The sequence below is a fragment of the Ktedonobacter racemifer DSM 44963 genome, from assembly GCF_000178855.1.
Lineage (GTDB): Bacteria > Chloroflexota > Ktedonobacteria > Ktedonobacterales > Ktedonobacteraceae > Ktedonobacter > Ktedonobacter racemifer.
The window spans coordinates 1,567,263-1,592,314 of the sequence record NZ_ADVG01000002.1; the positions used below are offsets into that span (position 1 = coordinate 1,567,263).

Annotated in this window: 19 protein-coding genes and 2 tRNA genes; 9 read left to right on the top strand and 12 right to left on the bottom strand. The window is 55.0% G+C overall.

The genetic code is table 11. The features are described 5' to 3' along the window. The first annotated feature begins 557 nt into the window (after nt 1–557). Nucleotides 558–1,835, top strand: coding sequence for an alkaline phosphatase family protein (locus KRAC_RS23135; protein ID WP_007911296.1), 1,278 nt, complete (start codon nt 558–560; stop codon nt 1,833–1,835). 94 nt (nt 1,836–1,929) lie between these two features. Here the strand turns inward: KRAC_RS23135 and KRAC_RS23140 are convergent, their stop codons facing one another. Then, nucleotides 1,930–4,713, bottom strand: a complete 2,784-nt coding sequence (locus KRAC_RS23140; protein WP_007911297.1) for an ABC transporter permease — start codon at nt 4,711–4,713, stop codon at nt 1,930–1,932. Beyond that, nucleotides 4,710–5,456 carry an ABC transporter ATP-binding protein gene (locus KRAC_RS23145; protein ID WP_052568529.1) on the bottom strand — a complete coding sequence of 249 codons (747 nt, stop codon included), beginning with the start codon at nt 5,454–5,456 and terminating at the stop codon, nt 4,710–4,712. Before KRAC_RS23145 ends, KRAC_RS23140 begins: the two co-directional genes overlap by 4 nt. A 670-nt stretch (nt 5,457–6,126) precedes the next feature. Between KRAC_RS23145 and secD the strand changes: the two genes are divergently transcribed. The 3 genes from secD to KRAC_RS62310 all read left to right on the top strand — a co-directional run bounded on the left by secD (nt 6,127) and on the right by KRAC_RS62310 (nt 9,823). Continuing rightward, nucleotides 6,127–7,512, top strand: coding sequence for a protein translocase subunit SecD (secD, locus tag KRAC_RS23150; RefSeq protein WP_007911299.1), 1,386 nt, complete (start codon nt 6,127–6,129; stop codon nt 7,510–7,512). A gap of 11 nt (nt 7,513–7,523) precedes the next feature. After that, nucleotides 7,524–8,798: a protein translocase subunit SecF gene (gene secF, locus KRAC_RS62305; RefSeq protein WP_007911300.1), complete on the top strand. Its 1,275-nt coding sequence runs from the start codon at nt 7,524–7,526 to the stop codon at nt 8,796–8,798. An 80-nt stretch (nt 8,799–8,878) separates the two neighbouring features. Next, nucleotides 8,879–9,823: a VOC family protein gene (locus KRAC_RS62310; protein WP_007911301.1), complete on the top strand. Its 945-nt coding sequence runs from the start codon at nt 8,879–8,881 to the stop codon at nt 9,821–9,823. Nucleotides 9,824–9,856: 33 nt separating this feature from the next. On the opposite strand, the gene KRAC_RS23165 is transcribed toward KRAC_RS62310, so the two are convergent. From KRAC_RS23165 to KRAC_RS23175, 3 genes are all read right to left on the bottom strand, one after another. After that, the gene (locus KRAC_RS23165; RefSeq protein WP_052568532.1) at nt 9,857–10,504 is read right to left on the bottom strand and encodes a hypothetical protein; all 648 of its coding nucleotides are present in this window, start codon (nt 10,502–10,504) and stop codon (nt 9,857–9,859) included. Between the two features lie 137 nt (nt 10,505–10,641). Beyond that, nucleotides 10,642–11,226 carry a CHAD domain-containing protein gene (locus tag KRAC_RS78405; RefSeq protein ID WP_040444059.1) on the bottom strand — a complete coding sequence of 195 codons (585 nt, stop codon included), beginning with the start codon at nt 11,224–11,226 and terminating at the stop codon, nt 10,642–10,644. Continuing rightward, entirely contained in the window at nt 11,219–12,679 is a 1,461-nt protein-coding gene (locus KRAC_RS23175) for a Ppx/GppA phosphatase family protein (RefSeq protein ID WP_007911302.1), read from the bottom strand. The genes KRAC_RS78405 and KRAC_RS23175 overlap by 8 nt, the downstream gene beginning before the upstream one ends. Before the next feature lie 379 nt (nt 12,680–13,058). Between KRAC_RS23175 and KRAC_RS23180 the strand changes: the two genes are divergently transcribed. From KRAC_RS23180 to KRAC_RS23200, 5 genes are all read left to right on the top strand, one after another. Then, a tRNA-Leu gene (locus KRAC_RS23180) sits at nt 13,059–13,142 on the top strand. A 319-nt stretch (nt 13,143–13,461) separates the two neighbouring features. Further along, nucleotides 13,462–13,545 (top strand) — tRNA-Leu (locus tag KRAC_RS23185). Between the two features lie 441 nt (nt 13,546–13,986). Then, complete coding sequence (locus KRAC_RS23190) at nt 13,987–15,042, top strand: zinc ribbon domain-containing protein (RefSeq protein ID WP_007911304.1); 1,056 nt, start codon at nt 13,987–13,989, stop codon at nt 15,040–15,042. A 228-nt stretch (nt 15,043–15,270) separates the two neighbouring features. Then, complete coding sequence (locus tag KRAC_RS23195) at nt 15,271–15,552, top strand: hypothetical protein (RefSeq protein WP_007911306.1); 282 nt, start codon at nt 15,271–15,273, stop codon at nt 15,550–15,552. Between the two features lie 325 nt (nt 15,553–15,877). Further along, nucleotides 15,878–17,209: a polysaccharide deacetylase family protein gene (locus KRAC_RS23200; protein ID WP_007911308.1), complete on the top strand. Its 1,332-nt coding sequence runs from the start codon at nt 15,878–15,880 to the stop codon at nt 17,207–17,209. Nucleotides 17,210–17,278: 69 nt separating this feature from the next. On the opposite strand, the gene KRAC_RS23205 is transcribed toward KRAC_RS23200, so the two are convergent. From KRAC_RS23205 to KRAC_RS23230, 7 genes are all read right to left on the bottom strand, one after another. After that, complete coding sequence (locus KRAC_RS23205; protein WP_007911309.1) at nt 17,279–18,520, bottom strand: glycosyltransferase family 4 protein; 1,242 nt, start codon at nt 18,518–18,520, stop codon at nt 17,279–17,281. After that, nucleotides 18,517–19,779 (bottom strand): glycosyltransferase family 2 protein, encoded by a 1,263-nt coding sequence (locus tag KRAC_RS23210; protein ID WP_040444062.1) that lies wholly within the window; start codon nt 19,777–19,779, stop codon nt 18,517–18,519. The genes KRAC_RS23205 and KRAC_RS23210 overlap by 4 nt, the downstream gene beginning before the upstream one ends. 192 nt (nt 19,780–19,971) lie before the next feature. Further along, nucleotides 19,972–21,213, bottom strand: coding sequence for a glycosyltransferase (locus tag KRAC_RS23215; protein ID WP_007911311.1), 1,242 nt, complete (start codon nt 21,211–21,213; stop codon nt 19,972–19,974). Then, a complete protein-coding gene (locus tag KRAC_RS23220) occupies nt 21,152–22,759 on the bottom strand; it encodes an O-antigen ligase family protein (protein ID WP_007911312.1) in 1,608 nt (535 codons plus the stop codon). Before KRAC_RS23220 ends, KRAC_RS23215 begins: the two co-directional genes overlap by 62 nt. 20 nt (nt 22,760–22,779) lie before the next feature. Beyond that, complete coding sequence (locus KRAC_RS78410; protein ID WP_007911314.1) at nt 22,780–22,914, bottom strand: hypothetical protein; 135 nt, start codon at nt 22,912–22,914, stop codon at nt 22,780–22,782. A 9-nt stretch (nt 22,915–22,923) separates the two neighbouring features. Beyond that, nucleotides 22,924–23,796, bottom strand: coding sequence for a CpsD/CapB family tyrosine-protein kinase (locus tag KRAC_RS23225; protein ID WP_040444064.1), 873 nt, complete (start codon nt 23,794–23,796; stop codon nt 22,924–22,926). A gap of 130 nt (nt 23,797–23,926) precedes the next feature. Then, nucleotides 23,927–24,928: a GumC domain-containing protein gene (locus KRAC_RS23230; protein ID WP_007911318.1), complete on the bottom strand. Its 1,002-nt coding sequence runs from the start codon at nt 24,926–24,928 to the stop codon at nt 23,927–23,929. Nucleotides 24,929–25,052: the final 124 nt, after the last annotated feature.

Below are 25,052 nucleotides of genomic sequence, written 5' to 3' on the forward strand. Positions count from 1 at the left end.
GCGCAAGAGACAGATAGTATAAGCTAGATAGAGCGTCCAATAGGCTGGACACTTCTCCCGACGAACAAGCAAACGCGCCAGCAACGTCTCGCACACCCTTTCTCATGTGCCTCTAGATAAATCTCTACTTCAGTGCAAAAACGAGAGAGGTATATGTGCAAAACACACATATACCTCTTGCTCCATCATCTGGCGCCTATTTCTCGCGCCTGCGGTGCTCGCAGGTTTAAGGATGTGCTGGCTTGAGGTCAAAGCCTCAAGCCAGCACATCCTTAAACCTGCCATGATATCTTTTATTGCATCAATAATTATTTAACTCCCTATTAAATAATATGATATCTAGAGCACACCTTTTTCCAATTGTGGAGTTGATAGAAGAGTTTTTCATGATATACTGTTAAGCAGACAGCAGACCACGTTTGCCAACCTGCATCGAGTTTGCAGGAATCTCTGTCTACTGCTTATCCGAAATCCTGAGCGCGAAGCGCTAGTCACGAAAGTGACGTTGGGTTTCGAAATAAGAGCCTAGAGCTAGTAGAGGAAGTACAGGTTCAGCCATGCTCAACACAGCCTCAATTAAAGCGGTCAGTCAGTCGAAGTTCTCTCAGCGCTTCGTCAAACCGTGCTATGGCTCCTATTGCTTCGCTTATCTGCCCGCGACCATTCGCTCGCTGCTAACCGGGACAACGCCCATGGCCTTGCCAGCGGATATCCTCCATAACTTGCCTACGCGCTATGAGCAGGTCGTATTCCTCTTTGTCGATGGCTTTGGCTGGCATCTCTTCAAACGCCACGCGGAGCGCTATGCCTTTCTCAAAACGGCTCAGGCCTCTGGCGTCGTCTCCAAGCTTACCTCACAGTTCCCCTCGACAACCGCCGCGCATGTGACCTGTATTCACACCGGCCTGGAGGTCGGACAGAGCGGCGTCTATGAGTGGCACTACTATGAGCCGCTGGTCGATAACATCATCTCGCCCCTGCTTTTCTCCTATGCCGATGACAAGGTTGTGCGCGATACGCTCAAACGCGCCTCGGTACCGGCAACGGCCTTCTTCCCGCGCCAGACATTCTACCAGTCGTTACAGGACGAGGGCGTCAATTCACATATCTTTCAATATCAGGCATATACGCCTTCAACCTACTCCGATATCGTCTTTCGTGGCGCACAAGTTCATCCCTATACAACCATCCAGGAAGCCTTAGGGGGACTGGCAGACTTGCTCGTTCAGCCGCCTACCGCGCCGACTTACTATTTTCTCTACTTTGATCGCATCGATACAGCCAGCCATAACTATGGACCCTTCTCACCCCAGGTCGAGCGGGAAATTGACGTTTTCATGCAGCAGATGGAGCAATTCTACCAGCGCGTGGCCTCGCACTCACCTCGCACGCTGCTCCTCCTGAGCGCCGACCATGGTCAGACGCAGGTCAATCCACGTACAACCTATTACCTTAATGAGCGGCTCCCTCAGCTCATACGCTACTTAAAGACGAATCACCAGGGACGCCTGCTCATTCCTGCTGGCTCGCCGCGAGATATGTTCTTGCATGTGAAAGAACCCTATGTCGATGAGGTTGTTACTCTGCTACGCCAGCATCTCGCGGACAAGGCCGAGGTCTATCCCGTCGCCAGCCTGATCGCGCAGCAGTTCTTTGGCCTGCGCGCCCCATCGCAGACGCTCCTGTCGCGCCTGGGCAACGTAGTGATCCTTCCCTACAAGCATGAGACCGTCTGGTGGTATGAGCAGGGGACCTTCGATATGCATTTCCAGGGCCATCATGGCGGCCTGACCCCCGAAGAGATGGAGATTCCGCTGCTAGCGCTTCCCCTCTAAGCTAATATAACTTCTGGTAGAGAATATGATGCGACCCGGTAGTCTGAGGCTACCGGGTCGCATCATATTCTCTACCAGAAGTTATAGGCTCTCTTTACTCGTAGCGCAATACTTCGAGTGGGCGCACTCGTACTGCGCCCCAGGCCACGATGGCCGAGGTGAGCATAGCCAGTGCCGCCGAACCCAGGATCAGGGCCAGCGCCATTGGCACGCTTACGCCGAAGGTCGCGCCAAAGGCCAGCGCGCCCAGCACGCTGATCGCGCCCGTGACAAGCAGCATGGCCAGCAGCGCACCCGTGCCACCTACCACGCCATTCTCAATCATGACCTCACTAAGAATCGAACTGCTGGTATAGCCCACCGACTTGAGAATGCCCAGCTCGCGCCTGCGTTCCAGCATAGCCAGCGCCACCGCGTTAGCGATGATAATAACGCCTGCCACCAGCGAGAGAGAGGCAATAGTCGTCAACGTGAGCAGGATGTCGTTCAGCAATTGATCGACGAAATCGCTGATATTCGCCAGGTTGAGCACGAAGGCGTTAGGAACTGTCTTGCCCATGGCATCTACCGCGCTATTGAGCTTGTTGGCATCGATCTTCATGTAGAAAACCGACTGCTCGACGCCTCCTGGCGAGAGCGCCTTGACGCTGTTGCGCGTCCCCAATAGCGGGTAGAGACTCCCACCCAGGCTACTCTGCTGGTAGACGCCCACGACCGTGACGGTTTTGATGCTGACACGATCCTGGCCCGCCAGGGTAATCTTGTCACCAATCTTCAAGTGGAAGGGGTCCAGGTTGGCCAGCTCGCTGGCGATCAGAATATTGTCCGTTCCCTCATCGCTGGCGTTCAGGTTGCGCCCCTGGATAATCTGCAGATCCTTGGTACTAGGGAACTGGTTGTTTCCCACATCGTAGCCCTCGACTCCGCTCAGGAAGTAGAGCGCGCCACCTCTGCCCAGCGAACCCGGACCAGACTTGGCCTTATCGCCTTCGCTAGGCAAGATCTCCTGAAGCGGCTTGTTATTGATTGCCACCGGCACGGTTGAGGCCAGGGTACGGCGCTGATAGCTGGAGAGTCCATTCAAGCTTGAGAGCTTATCCTGCAATTTCTGTGTATCATTGCCACTAGTGATCGAGACCACGTTATAGTTCAGCGTCTTGGAGATGACATCATTGACCTGGTCACGCAGGTCCTGGCCCAGGATCAAGATCAGGCCAATGGTAAAGATGCCCACAAAGAGCGCCAGCATGGTAGTCGTTGTGCGCGCACGCTGGCGACCAATGTTGCGCAGCGCCATTTTGACATTCGCTTTCCACGTACGCGGCAACACCACAACCAGCAAGCCTAGCAGCGAGATGACCAGGAAGATCAGGCCAAACGTCTGCAAGTAAGGGAAGTTCAGGTAGTTGGGCAAGACCCAGTACAGGAAGAGCGCAAAGGCCACTCCCAAGACGATCAAAGAGAGGTAGCCAACGGAGAAGCGCTCTGGCACAGGCAGCCGACTGATAAACCAGACAATCAGGCCAAAGAAGACGCTCAGCAGAGCCAGGAAGATGAAGGTGCCATAGACCACGCCTATGCCCAGCCGGATGTCATTGTTCAGGATGACAATCGAGAGGGCGCAGAAAAGCACCGAGAGCACCAGCAGCAGGAAGACGGTCAGGACCAGGCTCCCCGCGCCTTTCCCCTCGGGCAGGTCACGAATGACGTTGAGCGGGCGAATATTCGCTGCCTGGACAATAGGCAAGAGGCCAAAGATGAGCGAGGTCGCAACACCTATGATCACGCCACCCACAATCGTTGTGTAGTCCAGTATAAAGGGAATATTCAAAAGGAAGGTGTTCTGGACGATGTTGCGCACCAGGTAGCTCACACCAATCGAGGCCGCAGCACCAAGCACACCACCAACCAGGCCCAGCAGCGCTGCCTCCAGCCCGAAGAGCAGGTAGAGATCAAAGCGCCGGTAGCCTGTCGTCTTGAGCATGGCGATCTCGGTCTTGCGTCGTGAAAGCAAGACCTGCATGGTATTAACGATACCCACGCCACCAATCAACAGGGCCAGCAGACCCGCGATCTCCAGGAACTTGCGGATGTTGTCGATTGTCGCCTGCTGATTTTTGACGGCGTCGTCGACAGTGCGCACATTCGCGATGGGGAAATTGTCGCGCAGCTTTTTGGCCGCGTCATTCATATGCGCCTTGTCGACGGTACTCACGTCGACGGTATCATAGGTCTGCGCGACCTTTGCGTTAGGATCTTTATAATCGGCCAGGGAGATCAGCGCCACGCTACCCGCCTGGGAGAGCACGCCACTGTTGTCCACAATGCCTGCGATCTTAGTCTTAATCACGCGCGCCTGGCGGTCGGATGAGGTCACGCGCACATCGAGTTCGTCGCCCACCTTTTTGTGATACTGATCGACAAAGGCCTGGGTAACAATGATCTGCTTATCCTGCAACAGGTCGACAACGGTCGCGTTCTTCGGGTCTTTCACGCTCAGCGGCGTCCCCAGGGGATAGACCTTGGGATCAACGACGCGGACCGAGAAGGACTGCCGCAGGGAGATCGAGCCGCTGCCAGAGGAGGCCTGCGAATTCACAACCGGGGTATAGTTGCTAATGACCTTATCTTTTTTAAGCGTATCAAAGAACTTCAGGTCATCCCCGTTGAAGGGCTGGTTATTGGAGGTGACGGCGATATCGCCGCCATTGGCATCGCGCACGTTACTGGTAAAGGCGTTATTGATCATAAGCCCCACCAGTTGCAGGGCTACAATCGCCATGACACCGACCGCTACGCAGAAGAGGGCCAGGACCGTACGCTGCCCACCTCGCACCAGCGAGCGCGAGGTGTAATTAAAGTACATCGAGGCCTTCATTGCACAATTCTCCCACCGGTGCTATCAATTTCAGCGATCAGCCCATCGACGATACGTATGGTTCGGCCGGCATGCGAGGCCACATTCTGATCATGCGTGGCGATAATAAAAGTCTTGCCCGTCTGGTCGCGCAGCGTGGCGATCAACTCCAACACCTTCTCACCATTACGCGCGTCCAGGTTACCCGTTGGCTCGTCGGCAATCACAATGGGAGGATCAGCCGCCAACGCGCGTGCGATGGCGACACGCTGCTGCTCACCACCTGAGAGCTGACTGGGGCGATGGCCCAGGCGATGCGAGAGACCCACCAGGTCCAACAATTCCTTGGCGCGCGCCGCGGGCGAACCCTTATGTTTGCCTACGTAGAGCGGCACCTCGACGTTCTCCTGCGCCGTCAGGGTTGGGATCAGGTTATATGCCTGGAAGACCATGCCGATCTTCTGATTGCGTACCACCGCCAGTTTGCCCTCGGTCATACGCGCGATATCGACGCCATCAATCAACACATTGCCTGTCGTTGGATTATCCAGACCAGCGATAATTCCCAGGAGCGTGCTCTTACCAGAACCTGAGGGTCCCACGATTGAGACAAACTCCCCACGCTGAATTTGAAAACTAAGCCCTTTTAGAATCTCAATCCGCTCACGTCCAAGCGGTAAACTTTTCGTGATATCGCGGACATCCATGACAATTTCATGGCTACTGGCTTGCGCACCAGAAACACCCTGCACAGTAGTCTCCATAAAAAGCAGCAGCTCCTTTAAAACTTGGTAGTCAATAATAGCCAAAAACGATATATCGTAAGTTACTACGAAGAGATCTCTACTATTGTTACACTTCTTACACAGTCTTTTTTCAGATTGTTTATTAGCCACATTCTCCGGTGGCTCCTTTTAGAAGACGGCTTTTACCCCTGAATTCAGGTAGAGATTTCTCCCTACTTCTAAGCATAGTACTCTCAGGTAGCTCCTAGTCTACATACTCCTATCTCTCCAGGCCCATGCCAGGTGCGCTTGCTCCACCTGGCCGCCTGGACTGGTGTTGGTTTCCCTCAGACTTTCTTTGGTTTTTTTTGCTATAATAGGTTGATATCGAGCACAAAGAGACGTTCGTGTTCGTCGCTGGCGCCATATTTCCCCATTAGGGGGAAGACCCTGCAATTTTTATGATATTTGCCGAGTATAGATTGGGATAATCCAGAGCCAAAGCCTTTTAAGTATTCGGGCACAAAGACACAACAACAGGATAGGCAATAGCAATCAACTATGCTATACTTCACTGGTATCCAATAGAGGCGCGTCTGCGTTCCTAATATTGTAAAGAACGCTTTTATTTGCGCTCGGTGGAAGATGGGCAGTTAATCGCACAGACTTCAACGTATCACCACACATTGAGTGAGAGGAAACAGTACATATGCGCCGAGGAACACTCACACTCCTCTTTTTAATCATCCTATTAGCCGCGGGCGCAGCCTACACGGTCTTCTGGCCAAACGCAGCGAGCCAGAAGGGTGGAAAGCCCTTATACGGTATCAACAATCCATTTACTTTTCATCAGGGCCTCGACCTGCAAGGTGGCGTACGCGTGCTGCTGAACCCCAAGCCAGGTCAGAACCCCTCTGATAATGAGATGGCGACCGCGCGCAACCTGATCGAGCAACGTGTGAACAAGGGCCTGGGCGTAAATGAGCCAGTCGTACGCACCCAGACCACGCTCGACGGGCAGAAAAGCATCGTGGTCGAGCTGCCTGGCTACAACAGCGGCAACCAGCAGGCAGACGTCGAGTCGCTGCTGCGCACAGGCAAGCTTGAGTTCTGGGACACTGGTAGTAGCCCCATGCAAAACGATGCGCCCCTGACGGCTAACGCCGATGGCAGCACAAAGGCACTCTTCAATGGTAACGATCTCGACCCGAATTCGCTAAATGTGCAGCAAGATCCGCAAACCAGCCAGTATGTAATCACCTTTGGCATGCGCGGTGATGCGGTAGGCCGCCTGAGCTCCTACACAGCCAAAAGCATCGGCAAGTATATGACGATTACCCTGGACAACAAGGTTATCTCGTCCGCTGTTATCCAGAGCCAGTTGCCCGGCAACGGTCAAATTTCGGGAAGCTTCACACTTGATCAGGCCAACCAGCTTGTACAGCTCCTAAAGATTGGTGCCCTGCCCATTTCCTTCGACATTGCCAGTGAGTCGACCGTTGGCGCAACTCTTGGTCAGGACTCAATTTACAAGAGCTTGATCGCAGGTGCCATTGGCCTGGGTATCGTTATGCTCTTCATGCTCCTGTATTACCGCCTCCCCGGCTTTCTCGCCGACGTGGCCCTGATACTCTACTCACTGTTGACCCTGGCCGTCTTTAAGATGATTGGCGTGACGATGTCGCTAGCGGGTATCGCAGGCTTTGTCCTCTCAATTGGTATGGCCGTAGACGCGAACGTGCTCATCTTTGAACGCGTGAAGGAAGAGCTGCGCGAGGGGCGCCTCCTCGCCTCCGCCATCGACATCGGTTGGAAACGCGCCTGGCCTTCTATTCGCGACTCAAACATCTCGACCATGATCACTTGCGCCGTGCTCTACATCTTCGGTACGAACTTTGGCGCGACGATCATCGTTGGCTTCGCAACCACCCTGTTCCTGGGCGTTGTGATCAGTATGTTCACTGCCATCACCGTCACCCGCACCTTCCTGAACCTGCTGGTGCCGACCGGTGTCATCAACCATCCAGCGCTGTTTGGGCTTCCGGGGAATGCCACCCCCAAAGCGGCCCTTGCACGCCGTAACGGCACAGTCTAGAGGAGGATGCCGTGTTTAACCTGATTAAGTACCGTTTTATATTCCTGGCCGCCTCGCTACTGGTCATCGTTCCCGGCGTCATTGCTCTGCTGATGTGGGGCCTGAATGTCGGCATTGACTTCAGCGGCGGTAGTAGCGTCGATCTCCTGCCCAATAAGTCTATTCAGACGACAGCCGATGTAAAGAACATCCTTCAGCCACTCAATCTGAAGGATGTCCAGGTCAACTTCACACAGAACCCGAAGATTCGCGCCGATCGCGTGGCCTGGATTCGCCTGACTCCGCAGATCGATAACACGGTCCTGAATACCATTAAGAGCAATGTGCAGAAACAGTTTCCAGGCGAGCAGTTGAATTTCCGCCAGGACAACTATGCCGCTTCAAATGGTAAACCTGCTTTCAGCATGGTCTCGATCTCTGGCTTCTCCAAGCTACCCGATAGCACCAAGCTGAGCCAGGCCACGACCGGTCTGAAGATCAATGACAAGACCGCAGTAACAGCAGACGCACCTGTGATTGGTAACAACAACCAGACGCAGGCCATCTCACTGCTGACCAGCAATAAGTTCCAGTCCAATACTGGCGATATCGAGAAAGTTCAGCAGGCTTTTTACAACAAAGGCATCTATGTCCAGTTGATCGATAGCTCGACGGTTGGTGGCTCGGTCGCCGATCAGACCAAGCTCTACTCAATCTTTGCGGTCGCGGCCTCATCGCTGGCGATCCTGCTCTACCTGTGGTTCTCGTTCCGCAAGGTGAGCCGCCCATGGCGCTATGGCGCCTGCGCGATCATCGCCATGCTGCACGACGTCCTGGTGGTAGTTGGCATCTTCTCGATCCTGGGTCACTTCTTCAATATCCAGATCGATGCCCTCTTCATCACGGCACTGCTGACCGTCGTCGGTTTCTCGGTGCATGATACCATCGTGGTGTTCGACCGTATCCGCGAGAATATGATCCGCCGCACAACTGAGACCTTTGAGCAGGTGGTGAACGCCAGCCTGGTACAGACCCTGGCTCGCTCACTCAATACCTCGCTCACCGTACTCTTTACCCTGCTGGCGCTCACGCTCTTTGGTAGCAGCACCAGCATTCATACCTTTACCCTGACGCTGCTGATCGGTATCGCTAGCGGTACCTACTCCTCAATCTTCAATGCCAGCATGCTGCTGGTCATCTGGGAGCACGGCGAACTGGGCTTTGGCATCTTCGGCGGCAAGCGCAAAGAACAGGTTGCGCTGGCCGGTCGTCGCGAGTCACGCGAGCTTGCTCGCTCCCGCGGCTAAGAAAGCTTATAACGACAAAAGAAGAGGAGCAGGTTGCCCTGCTCCTCTTCTTTTGTCGTTATTCTAGGAGAATAGCGACTATGCTTACAGGGATTGACCATATCATTATCGGCGTTAATGACCTTGAGAAGGCTACACAAACCTTTGAGCAGACCCTGGGGCTGCTTGCCAGTGGCGGGGGGCGCCATCCCTTTGGAGGTACCGCCAACCGCATTATCGTTATTGGGGATACCTACCTGGAGCTGATTTCGGTTGAGGAGGCGGCAGAGGCGCAACAAAGCATGCTCGACCGACTGGCAAAGGGCGATGGCTATCTCAATTTTGTTCTTGGCTCAGACGATATCGAGGCAGATAGCCAGGCCATGAGGGCACGGGGCGTCTCCGTAAATGGTCCCAATGCTGGCGCGCTTCATAGTGCCGAGGGTCGCAGCCGAGGCTGGCAGCGTACCGACGTTGAGCGCCCAGACCTCACCCAGCACTATCCCTTCCTGATTCAGCACGATAGCACCGGCGAGGAGCGCCGCTTTCGTCTGGCTGGCTGGCAGCACCCGCCAACTCATCCATTGGGTGCGCTAAAGGTTCTGAGTACGACACTTGTCGTGGAGAATCTTGAAGAGGCCACTCGACGCTTTCAACGCATTTATGGGCTAGAACCCTCCATCCAATTCGGCGGGGAGCATGAGGGGTGGGATGCACTCCTGGTCTCTTTCCCCCTCGCAGGGGAAGAAAACAGCGGATCGGGACATAGCTTTGAGCTGGCGATGCCACTTCCAACAAATATCGATCCAGCGAACCAGCAAGGGCGCCTCCCTGAAGTAGGTTCGCTCGCTGCTTACCTGCAACGATATGGCGAGAGCCTCTGCCGCATCACCCTGGCGGTGGCGGACCTTCCCGCCGCCATGCGCTATCTCGATGCGCACGGCGTGATTTATACAGCACAAGAGCAGCCCCACCCACTCGTCTGGATTCATCCAACACAGGCTTGCGGCGCGGCCATTGTGCTCACAGCACAGGCTGAGGCATGAGGCAAGGATGCAATAAAATAGTACTCGGCACGACTAACACTCTTGCGCATGCACTTTTAAGCGTAGTTTATGCTTGAATACCTTCTCGAAGAGGTCCGCCTTGGCATAGGCATGGATAAGCTCCTCGTCAAGGTCGGCCAGGGGGCGTACGCGGAGATCAAGCGTCCAGATATCTTTCGTACACCCCTCTTCGTCGGCCACCAGGCCCAGTACGCGACCATCATGATTGTAATCTAACGCGTCCGCTACACGCAAGAGCGCCGCGAGCGTTGAGACGAGTTTGCGCGCCGATGGTTTAAGGGTGGCAAACTCTTCGTGTTCTTTGCTGGGCAGCGCGCGGCGATGGTAGCGCGCGATGCAGGCGATTTCGTGCCGTTCGCTCTCGCTAAATCCTGGCAAGCGCGCCGCCCTGATCAATCGATAAGAGTGCTTATGGTGTTGACGCTCTTCGACCATCATGCCCGCGTTATGCAGGAAGGCTGCCCGCTCCAGCAAGAGCCATGCATGCTCGTCCAGCTTGTGGAGAGGACGCGTCGCCTCAAATAAGGCGCGTGAAAGCCTCACTACGTAGCGTGCATGGGGCCAATCCTCGACCAGCAAGCCTCCACTCTGCAATAGCTCTTCTTCGGTCGGGTGTGCCTGCTGCCACCAGCGCAAATCTTCGATTGAACTAGATGTCATGCCTCGTTACTCCTTTTGTCTCGCTGCACCATGTTGTCCCCCACAACCATAACACAGCCTTACCGTCACAGCTTGCTACTCCTACTCTATCTATACATATCAGGCCAGGCACCAGTACCTCTTCTGAAAACCTACCCCTATATAGAATACAGTAATTCGCGGCGAAAATCTCGCTCTTGCAGCTGTTGCCAATGCTCGCGAAAGGCTATATAAGATTGTTCACGTTGTTTTTCATAAGCTCGTAATAACGCCTCAAGTCCCAGGCGCTCCTCGGCCGAAGGCGCAACCTTCGGATCAGCCATATGCGCCACCAGGGCCGGTTCTATTACGGTTTTCCCTTGCGACTTCTTTTTGGCAAGCGTCGGCACCTGCGTCAAAGCAGCCTGATAGGTATTTCCACCACCCACACTCCCCAGACATAAACGCAGCAATGCAACCATGACATCATTGTCGTGTAACTCCCCTAACTCCCCCTGTATCTGCTCCACATCTTTGACCAGCGCTGCACACGCAGGCGGCAACGCGTCGGCGAAAAGTTCCAGTGTATAACGCAGACGCTTGGCCGCGATGCGCATATCGTGCAGTTCACTTGAACGATAGGGCTCACCCACGTACTTTTCCCATTGATACAGTTCGTCCAGGCGCGTCTCGATAATCTTACGCGCGTTCTCGCCTGTCGTCGCGTGCGGCTGCAAACCGTGAATAGCTCTCGCTTTAGCCATGACGCATTCCCTCCTTTGGCAGACAGGCATCGATCAGGCGCAAAAATTTCTGCTCATCTAAATTTTTCAGGTAGCGCGCCAGCACAAATTGGTGCTCGTCGCGATATACATGTAGACGCGCAATAAACCAGTTCAGGCCCTCTTTCTCTTCCTCTTCTGCCTCCTCCATACGCTGCTGCAATTTCTGCATCATGACGTCGGTATCGCGGGCCTGACCCAGCATATCTGCCAGTTCCCTGGTCCAGCTATAGACCTCTTTAAAAGACTTCGGCTCGCAGACATCCTCGTAGGCGTCCAGTATTGCACGCAGGCGCCGCGATGCCACGCGCATCTTATGAACGGCCTCTACATCTTCATTCTTCAATACTTCCGCACGCCACCCGCCCATCTTGCTAGCCCCCTCACTCAAGAGCCGCCTACCCGTCTCAGCGAAGGTTTCTGTTACCATCTCCGCCCCTGTGCTGGTCGACTTCTTGCTGCCCGCACTCTCTCCATGCGCTTCCAACGTCGCCAGCCAGTCGTCACCATGCCGCGCATATGCCAGGAGAACGCCCTCGCGAATGCCATGCGTGCTTATGCGAATTTCGCATAGCTGCAAGCGGGTCATCATGGCCTGAATGATCGTTGCTCCCGCGGGTAAGACTGCCGCGCGCTTCTCATCTATGCCATAGCGCCGAGCGACCTCTGCTGCCGATAACGAGCTGAGCAATCCATCGCAACGCACAACATCCATAAAGGAGAGGCGCTGTACCTCGTCTCCAAGCTCCAGGGCGGCGCGGGCCATCTTTAACAGGGCCTTCGCGCTACCACCTGTGATAATGAGCGTCTCGGGCCTGCTTTTCTGGCGCGTTCCATTCATGTATGTCTTGAGAAACACCTGCGCAAGATCGCGCTCGTCCTCAGTTGGTGGGTCCGAAGGCATATAGCGATCATGCAGCCATCCAGAGCCAACAGGAAGAGAAGTCAGCCATTTGACTTTCCCACGCTGCGCGTTGATCAGTTCGGTGCTTCCACCGCCCAGGTCCATAACGACGAGGGGATCAGGCGCCCCTTGCTGGCGATAATATTCGTAGCTTGCGCCATAAAAGGTCAACATCGCCTCCACCTCGCCGCCAATCACCTGCGTCTTGACGCCGACCGCTCGCTCTATCGCGTTCAGGAATTGCTGGCTATTGCGTGCTTTGCGCGTTGCCTCGGTCGCGACCACGAAGATAGACTCTACCTGGTGCTCAACCACCAGAGCTTTATAGCGCTGGAGAATACCTATGACCTCCTCGCGCTTCTGCGGCGAGATCTCCCCATGCACATTGACATCCTTTCCCAGGCGCACCATCTCTTCCTCATCCACCAGGATGTCCAGAGAATCGCCCTGGCATCTCGCGATCAGTAGTTGAAGTGTATTACTCCCAATATCGATGGCCGCTCGCACGGGGGCTGTCCTTGTCTCCTGCATCTCAATCTCCTTCTGTTTGCTTCGCCTCTCTGCACTGACACGCCTTGAGCATCTCTGCCGTTACAGCACCTATCTCTCGACGTAACCGCAAAGGGCACACTCCTCCTTACCCTGGCTTCCCACTTCTACTCGTGTAGGAAGGAGAACTCAGGCATACTAAGCAACCAGTTGGAACAATCTCTGTTATTATAGCACGAAAGTGGAGACCACTGGATAAGATACTGAACCATACGGCCAGGTGGGAAAGGTCCCCAAAGTGGGTAACGATCAACTGAGCCGCTTTTTAAGGCTAAGCCCTGAAAAATGGCTGTGAAAACTCTTGACAGACGAGCCTCGATCCTGTATTATAGTCTTCATTCCAAGTGAACAGATCACTTCTGCCGAAGTGGTGAAATTGGTAGACACGCAACGTTCAGGGCGTTGTGCCTTAACTGGCATGGGGGTTCGAGTCCCCCCTTCGGCACCCATACCATGGAGACGAGAACGCGGTACATAGTTTCTTAAACTATGTACCGCGTCTGCGTTTTGGCTTTTCGCGCCTGCGGCACTCAAGGGTAAGATGTGTATGGATAGTTGGCGGGCTTTGCCCGCCAACTATCCATACACATCTTACCGAGGCTTTCCAGACAGGGTATGGAGAAAAGGATGCTACTGGAAACGTGTCGCCTCCCTTGTAGAGTCTAGATTTTTGCAAAACTCTTAAATTGCTCTATGTAGGGGCTTGACAGGAGCGGGCCTGATCCTGTATTATAGTTCTCGTTCCAAGTGAACAGATCACTTCCGCCGAAGTGGTGAAATTGGTAGACACGCAACGTTCAGGGCGTTGTGCCTTAATTGGCATGGGGGTTCGAGTCCCCCCTTCGGCACTGACTACGAAGGCCTCATATGAGGCCTTCTTTTTTTTCCACTTTCCCCCCGCTTCATCTCAGTGCCATGTTTTTGTCGAAACCACATCCCACTGTAGACTCAACGGGGAGTGTTACAATGTGTAAATCTGTTCTATGGCTGCTATATTGATAATAATCAAGCTTGTATACGCCGCCCTTTCGCTTCTCTAGCTTTTTGCCCCTTTGTTAAGGAATGAACAGAATTTCATACTACTTTTTGCTCCTCCCTTGCATAGGCCACAAGGTGCGCTATCTTGCTTGCTTCATTACAAATACATGAAAAATGGCTTGTATGGCCATATAAGCCATAATTGACATGCTATATCCATAAATGTACAATGTCGCCTGAATAGATATAGTATTGCTCATGCGATCTATCAGGGACACATCTCTGTGCAATGTAGAAGAGGAGGATCACGCATGCCATCCATCTGCCCCCACTGCTTTGTAGCCAACTTTGAACAGGCCGCGACCTGTCTTCAATGTGGGGCACAAATGCCCACCCGGCGTAAAGGGACGGGGTCCTTTACCAAGCTCGCGCGTTTTACCGAGATACCACAGACGCCACTCCCCTCCATGCTTTCAAAGTCCGAGGACGAGGAGGATGCACTGGCGTTACCGGTCTCCGATCCCATGCTCAGCGTTTCTAATATACCGGGAATCGTGGCCAGGAAGACCGTCGCGCCCCTGCCACAGCCCGATCCCCAGCCCAGGCCGATGCCTCACAAGCAGGTGCAGAAGCTTCAGCTTCGTCCCGTGCTCGTCGGGCATGGCAGCATTATTACCCATCACTCGTGGTTCCTGACCAGTCAGACTGGACATCACATGGAAGCAGGCAGGGTCTATACGCTGCTGGAGGAAGAAGCCAGGCATCGCGATCTCGATGACATCCAGGTGGCCTGCATGCATGGGCGATCAGGGCAGCCAGCATACATTCAGCTTCAGCGCCAGGACGCCTCGGTCTTCCTCTCTCTTACCTCGCTGGCGGAACATCTCTATATCTCGCACACAACCACGCTGCGTCTACCGGTGAGCCTGTTCCGTTGCCTGGCCTTTGTCGCGTTGACCCTTTTTGTCATTATCGCGCCTTTTAGCGCCCCCTCTTTCGTGTCTCTCTTCGCTCAATCCTCCTGGCTAAGCGCCCTCGTAAGCCCTTCACCTTCCAATAGCTTTCTCTCCAACTGGTTACTCACTGGATTCTTTGACCTGCTAAGCTTACTCATCTATATTCCGGTCTTATGCCTCTTTCTTGTGTGCCTCTTGCGCTTCTTGCTGGCCTGGAGACAGCAGAGGGATCCGCTCGCGCTCCTACGCTCCAGACATATCCAGCTCTCACAGCGTGATAACGCCGCGCTCCTTGAACACCTGGCCAACGACATTGTACGCAGTACAGCCAGGCATCTTGGCATAGACGCCAGCGAGTCGCTCCTGGTGACTGCCTCACACCAGGCAAGCCAGCGCTTCCACCTGGTCTAAAATATAAAATGGACCAGTGACTCCTGCTGAAAGAGTCTCGCTTGCAGACCAGGTGTCTCCCTGGTCTGCAAGCGAGACGTGTTTCTATATAGCAGGTAGAGTCTCGATGTGTGCGCTCAGGCCTGGAAAAAGTTGGCTATGAGCTGTTTTTATTGCTTTTTCTATGGCATACTATTCTTAGAGCAGCGTAGTGCGTTCCTGCCTCGTTCCCCAGGAGGAGCAAAACCCATGGATCCTGAAACTGCCGTCTATGTCCTCTATATTGCCGAATTATGGATCGATGACGGCAAGCAGAAAGCCGAGATCATCTATGCCTATGGCCTCAATCAGCGACATGCCCTCGACAATTTTCAGCAGTGGCTCTCACCCGCCGGCTGGCTCTTCGCCCACCTCGACAATATTAAGCCTCATCCCGAAGGCTATCGCATCAATGATGATCTCCTCCTGGAAGGTGTGATCACTCATGATGGTTACCGGATTTTTCAAGACCAGCTTGCCCCTATTGTCTAATGGCGACTTGCCTTTCAGGCTCGCAAGCTCGCCTGCGGTTAGAGGGTATGGACATGGGAAATGAGGCTGCGCCTCATTTCCCATGTCCATACCCTCTAACTCTCTGAGCGCCGTAGGCGCGAAAGTCATACCACATAAGCCCATGTATATGTTATAATACAGACATAATCAAATATTCCACTCCCATGTTCATGGCAGCCGCGTTCTTTCTCCTGCTTGCTTGCTGGAGTAATGTGCTCGCGATGGAGCGTCTTTTTGCGCCCTCGTGCAGATGCTGTCGCCGGCCTGGCCGGCCCATTCTCTTCTACGACATGGGAGGTTTCTCTTGAACCTGGTCTCTTTCTCCATCAAGACCAAGGGGCCGCGCAACTTCGCGCGCCGCCTCTGGACCGTCTTCTCCCGCTTTGGCTTCAGCGAGACACGCAATCGCCGCTCGCTGGAAACGCTCATTCATGAGCTTAAACCCTATCAGGCTGCACCAACATTCTTTATTCCCGCCGTGGTCTTACAGCGCCATCCTCGCCTGCTAGCAGATATCGAACAGGCGGGGGCTGAGATCGGCATCCACGGCTATGTCCACAACGATTATCGCCAGTTAAACAAGGATGCACAGTATACGCAGACCAGCCGCGCCATCGCAACCTTTCAGCAGGTAAAAATGCCGTTTCAGGGCTTTCGCAATCCCTACCTGGGCTGGAGCGAGGACTCGGTTCAGGTCTTCACAGACCTGGGCTTTGCCTATGAGAGCAATGAAGCCGTACTACATGATGTTGTTGACCAGGCCTCGCTCTCCCCAACGATTCTCGATGGCTATCAGAAATCACTGGCACTCTACCGCGCCCTGCCCTGCACCGCCTATGCCCTGCGTCCACACTTTGAGGATACGCTTTTGCGCATTCCAACCAGCATTCCCGACGATGAGATGCTTTTTGATCGCTTGCGTATTACCTCAGGCGAGGAGGTGGGCAAGCTCTGGAGCCTGGTAATGCAGCGTGTGTATGATCTGGAGGGCGCGTATGTGCTCAACCTGCATCCCGAGCGGGGAGTACTCTGTCGCCAGGCCCTGAGCATCCTGTTGCGGACCGCAACTAGCCAGCCTCGCCCCATCTGGATCACGCGCCTGGACGAGATCGCCCGCTGGTGGAAGGAGCGCGCTCGCTTCACCTTCACGCTTCAGCAGACCGCGCCCAACGCCTGGCAGGTCGAGGCTGATTGTACCGAACGCGCGACCATTCTCGCGCGCCACGTCCAGCTCGTCGAGCAGCCCACAACCACCTGGAACGAGCACGAGGTCAGCGTGGAGGCACGCACCTTTACGCTTGAAGCCTCGCAGTGTCCAGCTATTGGTGTTTCGCCTGAGACACCCGAGGCGGTCCTGGCCTTCCTACATGAGCAGGGCTATGCTGCTCAGCGCGCCTCCGAGGAGGAGCGCGCCTCCTATACGCACTACCTACATCTGCCCACTGGCCTGGGCGCCTCGCGCTCGGCCCAATTCGAGACGCGCAGCGATATCATACAGCAGGTAGAAGGTCTAACTACGCCTCTGCTCCGCTTTGCATGCTGGCCCTCTGGACACCAGGCAGCGCTCTCCATCAGCGGCGACATCGATTCTGTGACCATCCAGGATTTCTTTCTGCGCATCCTCGAAGTGGGGTAAGTTGAAAGAGAGGGAGCCTATGGGGGCTGGCGTGCGCCAGCCCCCATAGGCTCCCTCTCTTTCAAAAAATCACTGCTGGCTTAATGCCACCTCCGGCGCCCGGTTAGGATGCGCAAGGGTATACAGGAGCTGGCGGTAGCGTTGGGCCATCGCGTCCCAGCGATAGGGTGTGTAGTCCTCCAGCGCGTTCGTGACCAGGCGCTCGCGTAGCTCTGGTTGTTGATAGAGGTCGATCATGGCCTGGGCGAAGCTCTCAACGCGCTCGGGATCGCATAGGATCAAGGACTCGCCCCTGAACATTGAACGGATGGCCTTTGTGTCTGAGGCAAGCATGGGGCGCTGCATCCAGGCATACTCGTAGGCTTTGGTGGGGAGCACAAGCTCAGAGAAGCCATTGCAGCGATAGGGAATGATGCCAACATCTCCCTGAAGCAGGAAGTCGACCAGTTCCTCCATAGCGCAGGGATCAGTAAATACGACATGCTCCTGCACCCCCAACTCTTGCGCGAGCTGTTTGAGGTATGCCAGGTGCTCACCCCGCCCCTTAATGTCCAGGCGCAACTGTGGAACTGTCTGCCGGGCCTGGGCCAGCGCCCGGATAGCGATATCCATGCCATTGCGCTCGGCCAACGTCCCGTGATACATGATAATGAAGGGAGTTGTCTCCGCCTGCCCGGTCCGCTCAGCGACGGTATAGGGAGGGGTGCATCGCCGCTCCTCAGGAAAGAGCTTGGGATCGGCACTATTCAGGATGATGGTAATCTTCTCTTTAGGTACGCCCCGCTGGAGCAGAAGCTCTTCAAAGGGCCAGCCAACGGTGGCAACACTGTGCGCAAAGGCACAGGAGATACGCTCCTGCCAGCAGGCCAGGCGAAATATCAACGCGCCCTTACGCCCACTGGCCTTGGCGACCATCAGCTCGGGAGCCGTGTCCTGAATGTGCAGGATCACTTTCGCGCCCAATAAGCGCGGGATAAGGGCCGAGAAGACAAGAAAATCAGGGATATTATGCACGTGGATGACGTCATAGCGGCGCCTGAGATGCCTCCAGGTCAGGACCCAACCCGCCATAAGCATAAACCAGGCCCAGCTTAAGAGCGTAAGCGGCAGCGATTGCCCAAAGCCCCGATTCATGGGCAGGCGGAAGATGCGCACCCCGTTATAGACCTCGGATTTCTGCTCGCTCTCTTGCCGCAGGCAGATGACGTCTACGTCATCGCCCCCATCCACCGCGGCCTCTGAGATACGACGTACCAGGGGATCAAATGGATACCAGTCAAAGGTGACCGCGCCAACACGGACCGTGCTCATACCTGTCCTCCCTCTTCACTATTACCGAGCGCCACGGAACTCCTGCTGGTCCGCACCCACTCAGCGCTATGCTGCTTGCTCCGCCGCACCACCAGGTACACCCACAATTTCCAGAGCATAAAACGGGGCGCGTGCCAGAGTGCCTGATAGGTTTCTCGCGTTGGCCGCATAAAGTACAGCCCGGTTCCCAGATAGCAGGCCAGCCCAAGCAGTAAGGCGCAGGCCAACCCCAGAGTAAGCCAGGAGTACAGGACGCAACTCAGCAGGAACAACACGACACTTCCTCCCACCATCAGGGAGAGTGGGGGCGTCAGTAACTCAAAGGCCGTCTCCAGTCGTACCCAGTCGCGCTCACGCGCGGCGAGCCGGAGCAGGCGGAGCGCAGTCTTCCAGCCTGGTTGCTCGGGTGCGCCGCTCTCCCAGCGAATATCCTGCGTGCGCATCTGCTCAAAGGAGGTCGGCATATGCGAGCGCACAACCGCCTCGGGAACATAGCGCACCCGCTCACCCTGCTCTACTAGCTGAAGGTAATACTGGTAATCCTCAGTCACAGAGAAGGATTGCCAGGGATAGCGTTGCAGTAACGTGCGGCGCAGGCACATACCATTCCCGGTAAGGGTCGCGCTGCTTTCCAGGGCATTGCGCCCCAGTTGCCGTACATGATTGACCAGTGTCAGGGCCAGCCAGCGCAGCACGGTGCTGGGCGAATCAGAGCCATTTAAGACTGTATTATGCATCTGGAGCGCCACGGCCCCTGCTGCTAGTTCGCGGTCGAGCGCCGCCAGAAAGCCTGGCTCGACAATAGAGTCCGCGTCCAGAATAACGTAAGCATCCGCCCACTCCGCGCCGTCCGCTTCAGTTTCGATGCGCCCGAGTAGCCAGTGGAGCGCATAGCCTTTGCCACGCTTCTCTGTGTCAAAACGCTCGTAGACGCGCACGTTCTCGCTGGAACGCGCAATCTCCGCTGTGCGGTCATGGCTGTTGTCCGCGACGATATAGATTCGATAGTGCTCACGCGCATAGGTCAGGCCCTGCAAACTTTTCAGCAAGCCGGGAAGCGTCACTTCTTCGTCATGCGCAGGTACTAATAAAGAAAAGCGGCTCACGCCAGCCTGCTCCGTCACATTCGCCTCCTGGCGCGCGCGACGCCTGGCCTCCAGCAACGCCGCCAGGCAGACCAGGCACAGGTAGGCGATCGGCAGCAAGAAGAGGAGCTCTCCTCCTGCGAGCAGCCAGCGCAACCAAACAATAAGCAACATAGACATACCCACTCTCTCTGCAAAAACACATCTCGACATGCGCTTATAAACTTTGCAAATTTTCGTAGGGACCAGCTTTAGCGCGTCCGAACGCCATTTATGGCAGTGCGGCGTAAGCCGATTTTGGCCTGGAGAACGTACGTATCTCACGATGGCGAGACATAAGCGTTTTTGGCTCGCGCCGAAGTGCGATTAATCGCCTTCGGACGCGCTAAAGCTGGTCCCTACCGGACTAGAGACCGTATCTCCTGTTAGTACGCTCACCGCCCGGGTCAGCAGTTCGCCACAGTATCCCCAGCCATAGCGTTGCTCGACCAATGCTCTGCCCGCACTCCCCAGGCGCGCACGCTTCTCCGCGTCGCGTAAGAGCGAGACCACCGCCTCTACAAAGGCGCCAGGTTCGTCGGCGACCAGGAGGTGTGTATTGGCCTCAAGCTCCAGTCCCTCGCAACCAATACTCGTCGAGACCACCGCCTTCTGCATCGCCAGGGCTTCCAGGATCTTCAGGCGCGTGCCACTGCCTACACTCAGCGGTACAATCGCGACCTCGGCCTCCGCGAGATAGGGCCGAGTGTCTGGCACGGAGCCGGTCACGACCACGCCGGGCAGCGCCCCCAGGCGCTCTACCTCTGGTGGCGGCTTGCGCCCCACAATCTGCCAGGTCGCACCTGGTATCTGCCGACGAATATAGGGCCAGTAGTCGCGCGCGAAGGCCAGCACAGCCGTGCTATTAGGATAGTAATCCATGGTGCCCGTGAAGATAATTCGGCCTGCCTGCTCCTGCCTGGCGGGGTCTACTTGAAAGCGCTCCAGGTCTACGCCGTTAGGAACAACTGCTATCTGCTGGCCGGAGAGCCTCGTCTGCAACCACTCCTGCTCACGCCCGCTCGTGGTAAGCACAAGGTCCGCCTGCTGACAACGTTCAAGCTCGCCACGCTTGAGAACCCTGTACTCCAACCAGTTATAGATTTTGCGCACAGGTTCTTTCTCATTCTGGTAGGTGCGCCACAGGAGCTCTTGCTCGATATTATGCTGATCAAGTACTATTTTGACCCCGGGCGGCAAGCGATAGCCCGCCACAAAGAGTCCCTCATACAGGACGGCATCAAAGGGCTCTTGCACATAGAGTGCATCGATGGCGTCCTGCACCTCGGGGAGAATGCAGGCCTCCAGCCAGTAGGATTTTCCCCGTAGTAGGGTCTCTATCTGCTGCCGACGCTTCGCGCCCCCTGGTTGAAAGGGCAACAGGGTCACGCGCCCATTCAGTTCTTGCACCAGGGGAAGCTGAGCGCTGATCTGGACCTCTTCCGGGCTTGCCAGGGCCAGGAGACACACCTCATGATATTCGGCCAGGGCATGCAGCAAATAATAACTACGCGCGCTGGCTCCCCACTGGGGTGCGGGCAGGTACGAGCTTATGATCAGGATCTTCACGCTTCTCTTGCTCCTCTTTTGCTTCGATTTCGGGCAACTTCAGCAACATTCCCATCATCAGGCCCAGGAAGATCACATTCCTAAAGAAGTAGAGCTGATAATCACTAAAGGCCACAGCCACTTCCATAAAGATGGCTCCTACCAGGATCATGCCTATCATCTGGAGATAGCGGTCCTTCAGTTGCTTCACAATAATACAGCCACGGATGATGAGCGAGCCAAACAAGAACCAGAGCGCGAAGTACCCGATATAGCCCATACGCATCCAGATCCAGTAGATGGTGTTATGGGGGATATACTCGTAGGGATTACCGCCTGCGGTAGGATCATCGGTGGCGAGTTGTGCCAGAGGCAGGGGCTGAAGAAATTTCTTGCCAAAGCCCATCCCTAGTGGATTCTCTTTGACGGTATAGAGCAAATCGAAATCCTCGACATCGCGATAGGCATTTGAACTGGCGTCCGCGCCCTCGGGATGAAACACCGAATAGACAGCGCGCGCTGGCTCACCAATCACACCTCCGCTATGTGCGAAGCCAAAGACATAGCCTGCACCCAGCACGCCACAGGTACAGAGAATGATCAACAGGCGTTTGCGGCGCTGCGGATTCATCACAATGGTGAGCACCCATACGATACCGACGCCGATAATCAGCGCCACATAGTCGGTGCGGCGCTGATTGGCCTCCAGAGAATAGAGCAGGGTGGGGAGCGTCAAGAAGATCACCCACATCTGGGCTTTATCTCGATACTGCAAGAAAAAGGCGATCAGCACCAGTAACACCATGACAAAGAAAAAGGACACCTCGTGTCCCAGAATATCGTGCTGCGCCTTCATATCACCATGTAGCGGCCCCAGCACGACATAGACGCCCTGCAAGGACTTGAGCGCGGAACAGAGAATAAGGAACCAGAGAAAATTGCGGATCTGCCTCTTCTCCGTAAGCAGATTATAGGCCAGCACATAGCACATGAAGAGATACCAGAAGGGGCGGATCTCTATGACGATAATTTTAAGAATACCACCGCTCGTCAGGCCATGGACCAGCGCCCAACCTACACAGAGCAAAAAAAGGGCCAATGGCCCCTTCATTGCGCCCCCTCTGAGCAAGGGCTTCTGGCGCGTCAGCCAGCGCCTGATCACTATTACCGCAAGAATGTAGAGCATGAAGAAGCCAATGGGGCGCTCTACCAGTCCAGCCAGTGCAGGCGGCCAGGCGTAGATGGGCAATGAGTCCGTCAGAATTGGGGTCGAGAGCGAAAATTGTTCAAACACGACCGCGCAACAGGCGACCATATAGAAGCCAAGAATTGGCCTTCGCGCGACCACCACCAGGACGCCAATCACCAGCATGAGGCCCAGCATGAGGCTGAAGCTGCTCAAGACCCCTATCAGGATCAACACCGGGGCCAGAATCAACACCCCAATACTCACGCGTATAAAGAGGCGGCGCTCGCTCCGTGCTCGTTCCTGCTGGGACGAGGCAACAGTCTCCACACCCATGCCGCCACTGCTTACTGTTGATTTCGACTTGAGCCGTATATCCATGCGCGCCTCAACTCACTTGCTCATTTGGTCAGGGCCATATACAGTAGCAGAACAACAATACCCACGCCCAGGATCCATTTTGTACGCGTGGTATGTTGTTGTGCCAGCAGGCCAATCAAAAAAAAGAAGCCCAGGAGTCCAAGTATCTCTTTCATAGAGTCCTCCTACATGAGCTGGCGGATCCAGTTCGGGACATGACTCTGCTCCTGGTTCATAATGATGCCCTGCAAGGAGACATCTTTCAATTGCTCGCAGGTCTCAGCAATCATACGGTCAGTAGTCACACCTGAACGTACGACCATAAACAGGGTGTCAGCTAGGGAGGCGGCTAGCGCGCCGTAGCCCGTGCTTACCACAGGTGGCAAATCAAGAATAAAGTACTGCTCGCCCAGGGCGGAGAAGAGCGATTTCAGATCGTCCTTGCGCATCTGCTGCAAGAGGCGGACGGCATCCTGGCTCCCGCGACCTGCTGGTATCACCGTCAGGTTTTGCGTGATATGGCGCCGCATCTCGTGCTCATCACATTCGCCACGCAACCACTCGGCCAGTCCTGGCGTCGGTGCGCACTCAAACACCTCGTGCAGACTGGGATGCTCCCAGTTGCACTCCACCAGCGTCACGGGAACATGAATATCTTGTGCCAGGGCCAGGGCTGTCATGCTGGCAAGATATGACTTGCCTTCACCTGGTATCGAACTGGTAAAACCAATACTGCTCACTGTAGTGTCACGACGGAAGAAAAGCGAGAGGCACAACTGGCGACAACGCTCCTTCAACATATGCAGGTTCGCGATCTCGCGGCGTTGCTCCGCCAGCGCGCGCTTACTCAAATTACTTTGCGCGGGCGCTTTGGCTGGTCGGGCGCTCAGTTGTTTCGGGGTCACATGCTTCTCTTCAGTACGCGCCCCTTCCTTCCTGGCGTCAACGACGATGAGCTTCTCTGTTTTTAAGTGGTCGACATCTTCCAGGAATTTCTGCTCCCTCTCAGGCTTGTTGGAGCTTCCCTGTTCGACGTTCTGCATCTCCATTTTTTTCATATGCTCCCGCGTTTCTTTTTCTCTGCTCGCTTGTTCTTCTTAACTAACTCCATGGGTAAAATGTATTCATAGATGATGTTGCTGTACCTGGGCAGCCTGCGGCTGCCCAGGTACAGCAACATCATCTTCTTTACTCTATGCTCAGGGTGTTGGTGCTTTCTTTGATGTATGGAGCCTGCATCAGGATGGGCAGTGATGTCACGCGTTGAATTTGTGAGGCTGTATAGACCGCGCGATCCCGGCGGACTGCAACCATGAGGTACAGCATAATCGCAGCCACGGCGCATCCCAGGCCGACGCCTGCGCAAAGCAAAATTGACTTCATACGCGCAACGGGTTTGGCATCAGAGGTGGAATCGATGATTTTAAAGAGATCGTTTGCCCCCTGGCCCAGGCTCGCGAGCTGCTGGCGCAAATTATCAATTGATGTTTGGATGTTCTGAAAAGAGGTCTGCGCCTGCTGCGTGTTAGAGTGTAAACGCGCGTAATTTGGATCGTAGGGAGCACCTGTACGCAAGGCATCTGGGTGATCCTTGAGATACGCCGCCTCTGCTACAACCGCATCATTGTACCCTTGCTTCGCCTTGGTCAACTCTTTTTGGTATGAGTCCAGCAAGCGCTGCCCATCATAGAGAGAGAGATTCGTGCTCTGACCAGAATATTCGGTAATTACGTTCTGGACGATCCGTTGCGCAACCTGGGGATTTCCGTTGGCATAGCTGATTGAGAGTAGGTTGTAGCCATTGGGTGTGACGACTATATTGCTGGAGACCTCACTCACCACAGCATCCTCAACATCACCAGGCCGCAACAAGTTATTGACCTTATAGGCCAGTGAGCTACTCAATTCTTGATCTAAACCCGTATTACGGGCTACGTTGAGCGCAAACTGGCGTGTATGGAGCAACTCCAGCAAGGCATTCGTTTGTGTCTGCGACGGAGTCGCATCCAGGTTACTCTCAGGGCCGGTTGAACCGACTACTGTATAGCGGTGCAAGGCCCAGATCGTCGCCGATGAGGAGTACGAACGCGGCAAGAGATACGCGATACCAACCCCTATCAGTGGCAAGAGAATAAGCAATATGCATAGAGACCAGATTCTGCGAAAAATGGCTTCCAAAGTACGCCGCATGAGAGTTCGCTCCTCCTGAATTTAAACACTACCACGTAGCTTACCTCTCGCATGCGCATATTCGGTGCTTTTTGGTGTGAAGAGCAGGTTATCAAATCCCTTTCTCGGTTCTATTCACGTGCTC

Bases quoted from the DNA above. Each gene is read 5' to 3' on its own strand.
- KRAC_RS23135 (WP_007911296.1), top strand. From the start codon at position 558: ATGCTCAACACAGCCTCAATTAAAGCGGTCAGTCAGTCGAAGTTCTCT.
- KRAC_RS23140 (WP_007911297.1), bottom strand. From the start codon at position 4,713: ATGAAGGCCTCGATGTACTTTAATTACACCTCGCGCTCGCTGGTGCGA.
- KRAC_RS23145 (WP_052568529.1), bottom strand. From the start codon at position 5,456: ATGGAGACTACTGTGCAGGGTGTTTCTGGTGCGCAAGCCAGTAGCCAT.
- secD (WP_007911299.1), top strand. From the start codon at position 6,127: ATGCGCCGAGGAACACTCACACTCCTCTTTTTAATCATCCTATTAGCC.
- KRAC_RS62310 (WP_007911301.1), top strand. From the start codon at position 8,879: ATGCTTACAGGGATTGACCATATCATTATCGGCGTTAATGACCTTGAG.
- KRAC_RS23165 (WP_052568532.1), bottom strand. From the start codon at position 10,504: ATGACATCTAGTTCAATCGAAGATTTGCGCTGGTGGCAGCAGGCACAC.
- KRAC_RS78405 (WP_040444059.1), bottom strand. From the start codon at position 11,226: ATGGCTAAAGCGAGAGCTATTCACGGTTTGCAGCCGCACGCGACGACA.
- KRAC_RS23175 (WP_007911302.1), bottom strand. From the start codon at position 12,679: ATGCAGGAGACAAGGACAGCCCCCGTGCGAGCGGCCATCGATATTGGG.
- KRAC_RS23190 (WP_007911304.1), top strand. From the start codon at position 13,987: ATGCCATCCATCTGCCCCCACTGCTTTGTAGCCAACTTTGAACAGGCC.
- KRAC_RS23195 (WP_007911306.1), top strand. From the start codon at position 15,271: ATGGATCCTGAAACTGCCGTCTATGTCCTCTATATTGCCGAATTATGG.
- KRAC_RS23205 (WP_007911309.1), bottom strand. From the start codon at position 18,520: ATGAGCACGGTCCGTGTTGGCGCGGTCACCTTTGACTGGTATCCATTT.
- KRAC_RS23210 (WP_040444062.1), bottom strand. From the start codon at position 19,779: ATGTTGCTTATTGTTTGGTTGCGCTGGCTGCTCGCAGGAGGAGAGCTC.
- KRAC_RS23220 (WP_007911312.1), bottom strand. From the start codon at position 22,759: ATGGATATACGGCTCAAGTCGAAATCAACAGTAAGCAGTGGCGGCATG.
- KRAC_RS78410 (WP_007911314.1), bottom strand. From the start codon at position 22,914: ATGAAAGAGATACTTGGACTCCTGGGCTTCTTTTTTTTGATTGGCCTG.
- KRAC_RS23225 (WP_040444064.1), bottom strand. From the start codon at position 23,796: ATGAAAAAAATGGAGATGCAGAACGTCGAACAGGGAAGCTCCAACAAG.
- KRAC_RS23230 (WP_007911318.1), bottom strand. From the start codon at position 24,928: ATGCGGCGTACTTTGGAAGCCATTTTTCGCAGAATCTGGTCTCTATGC.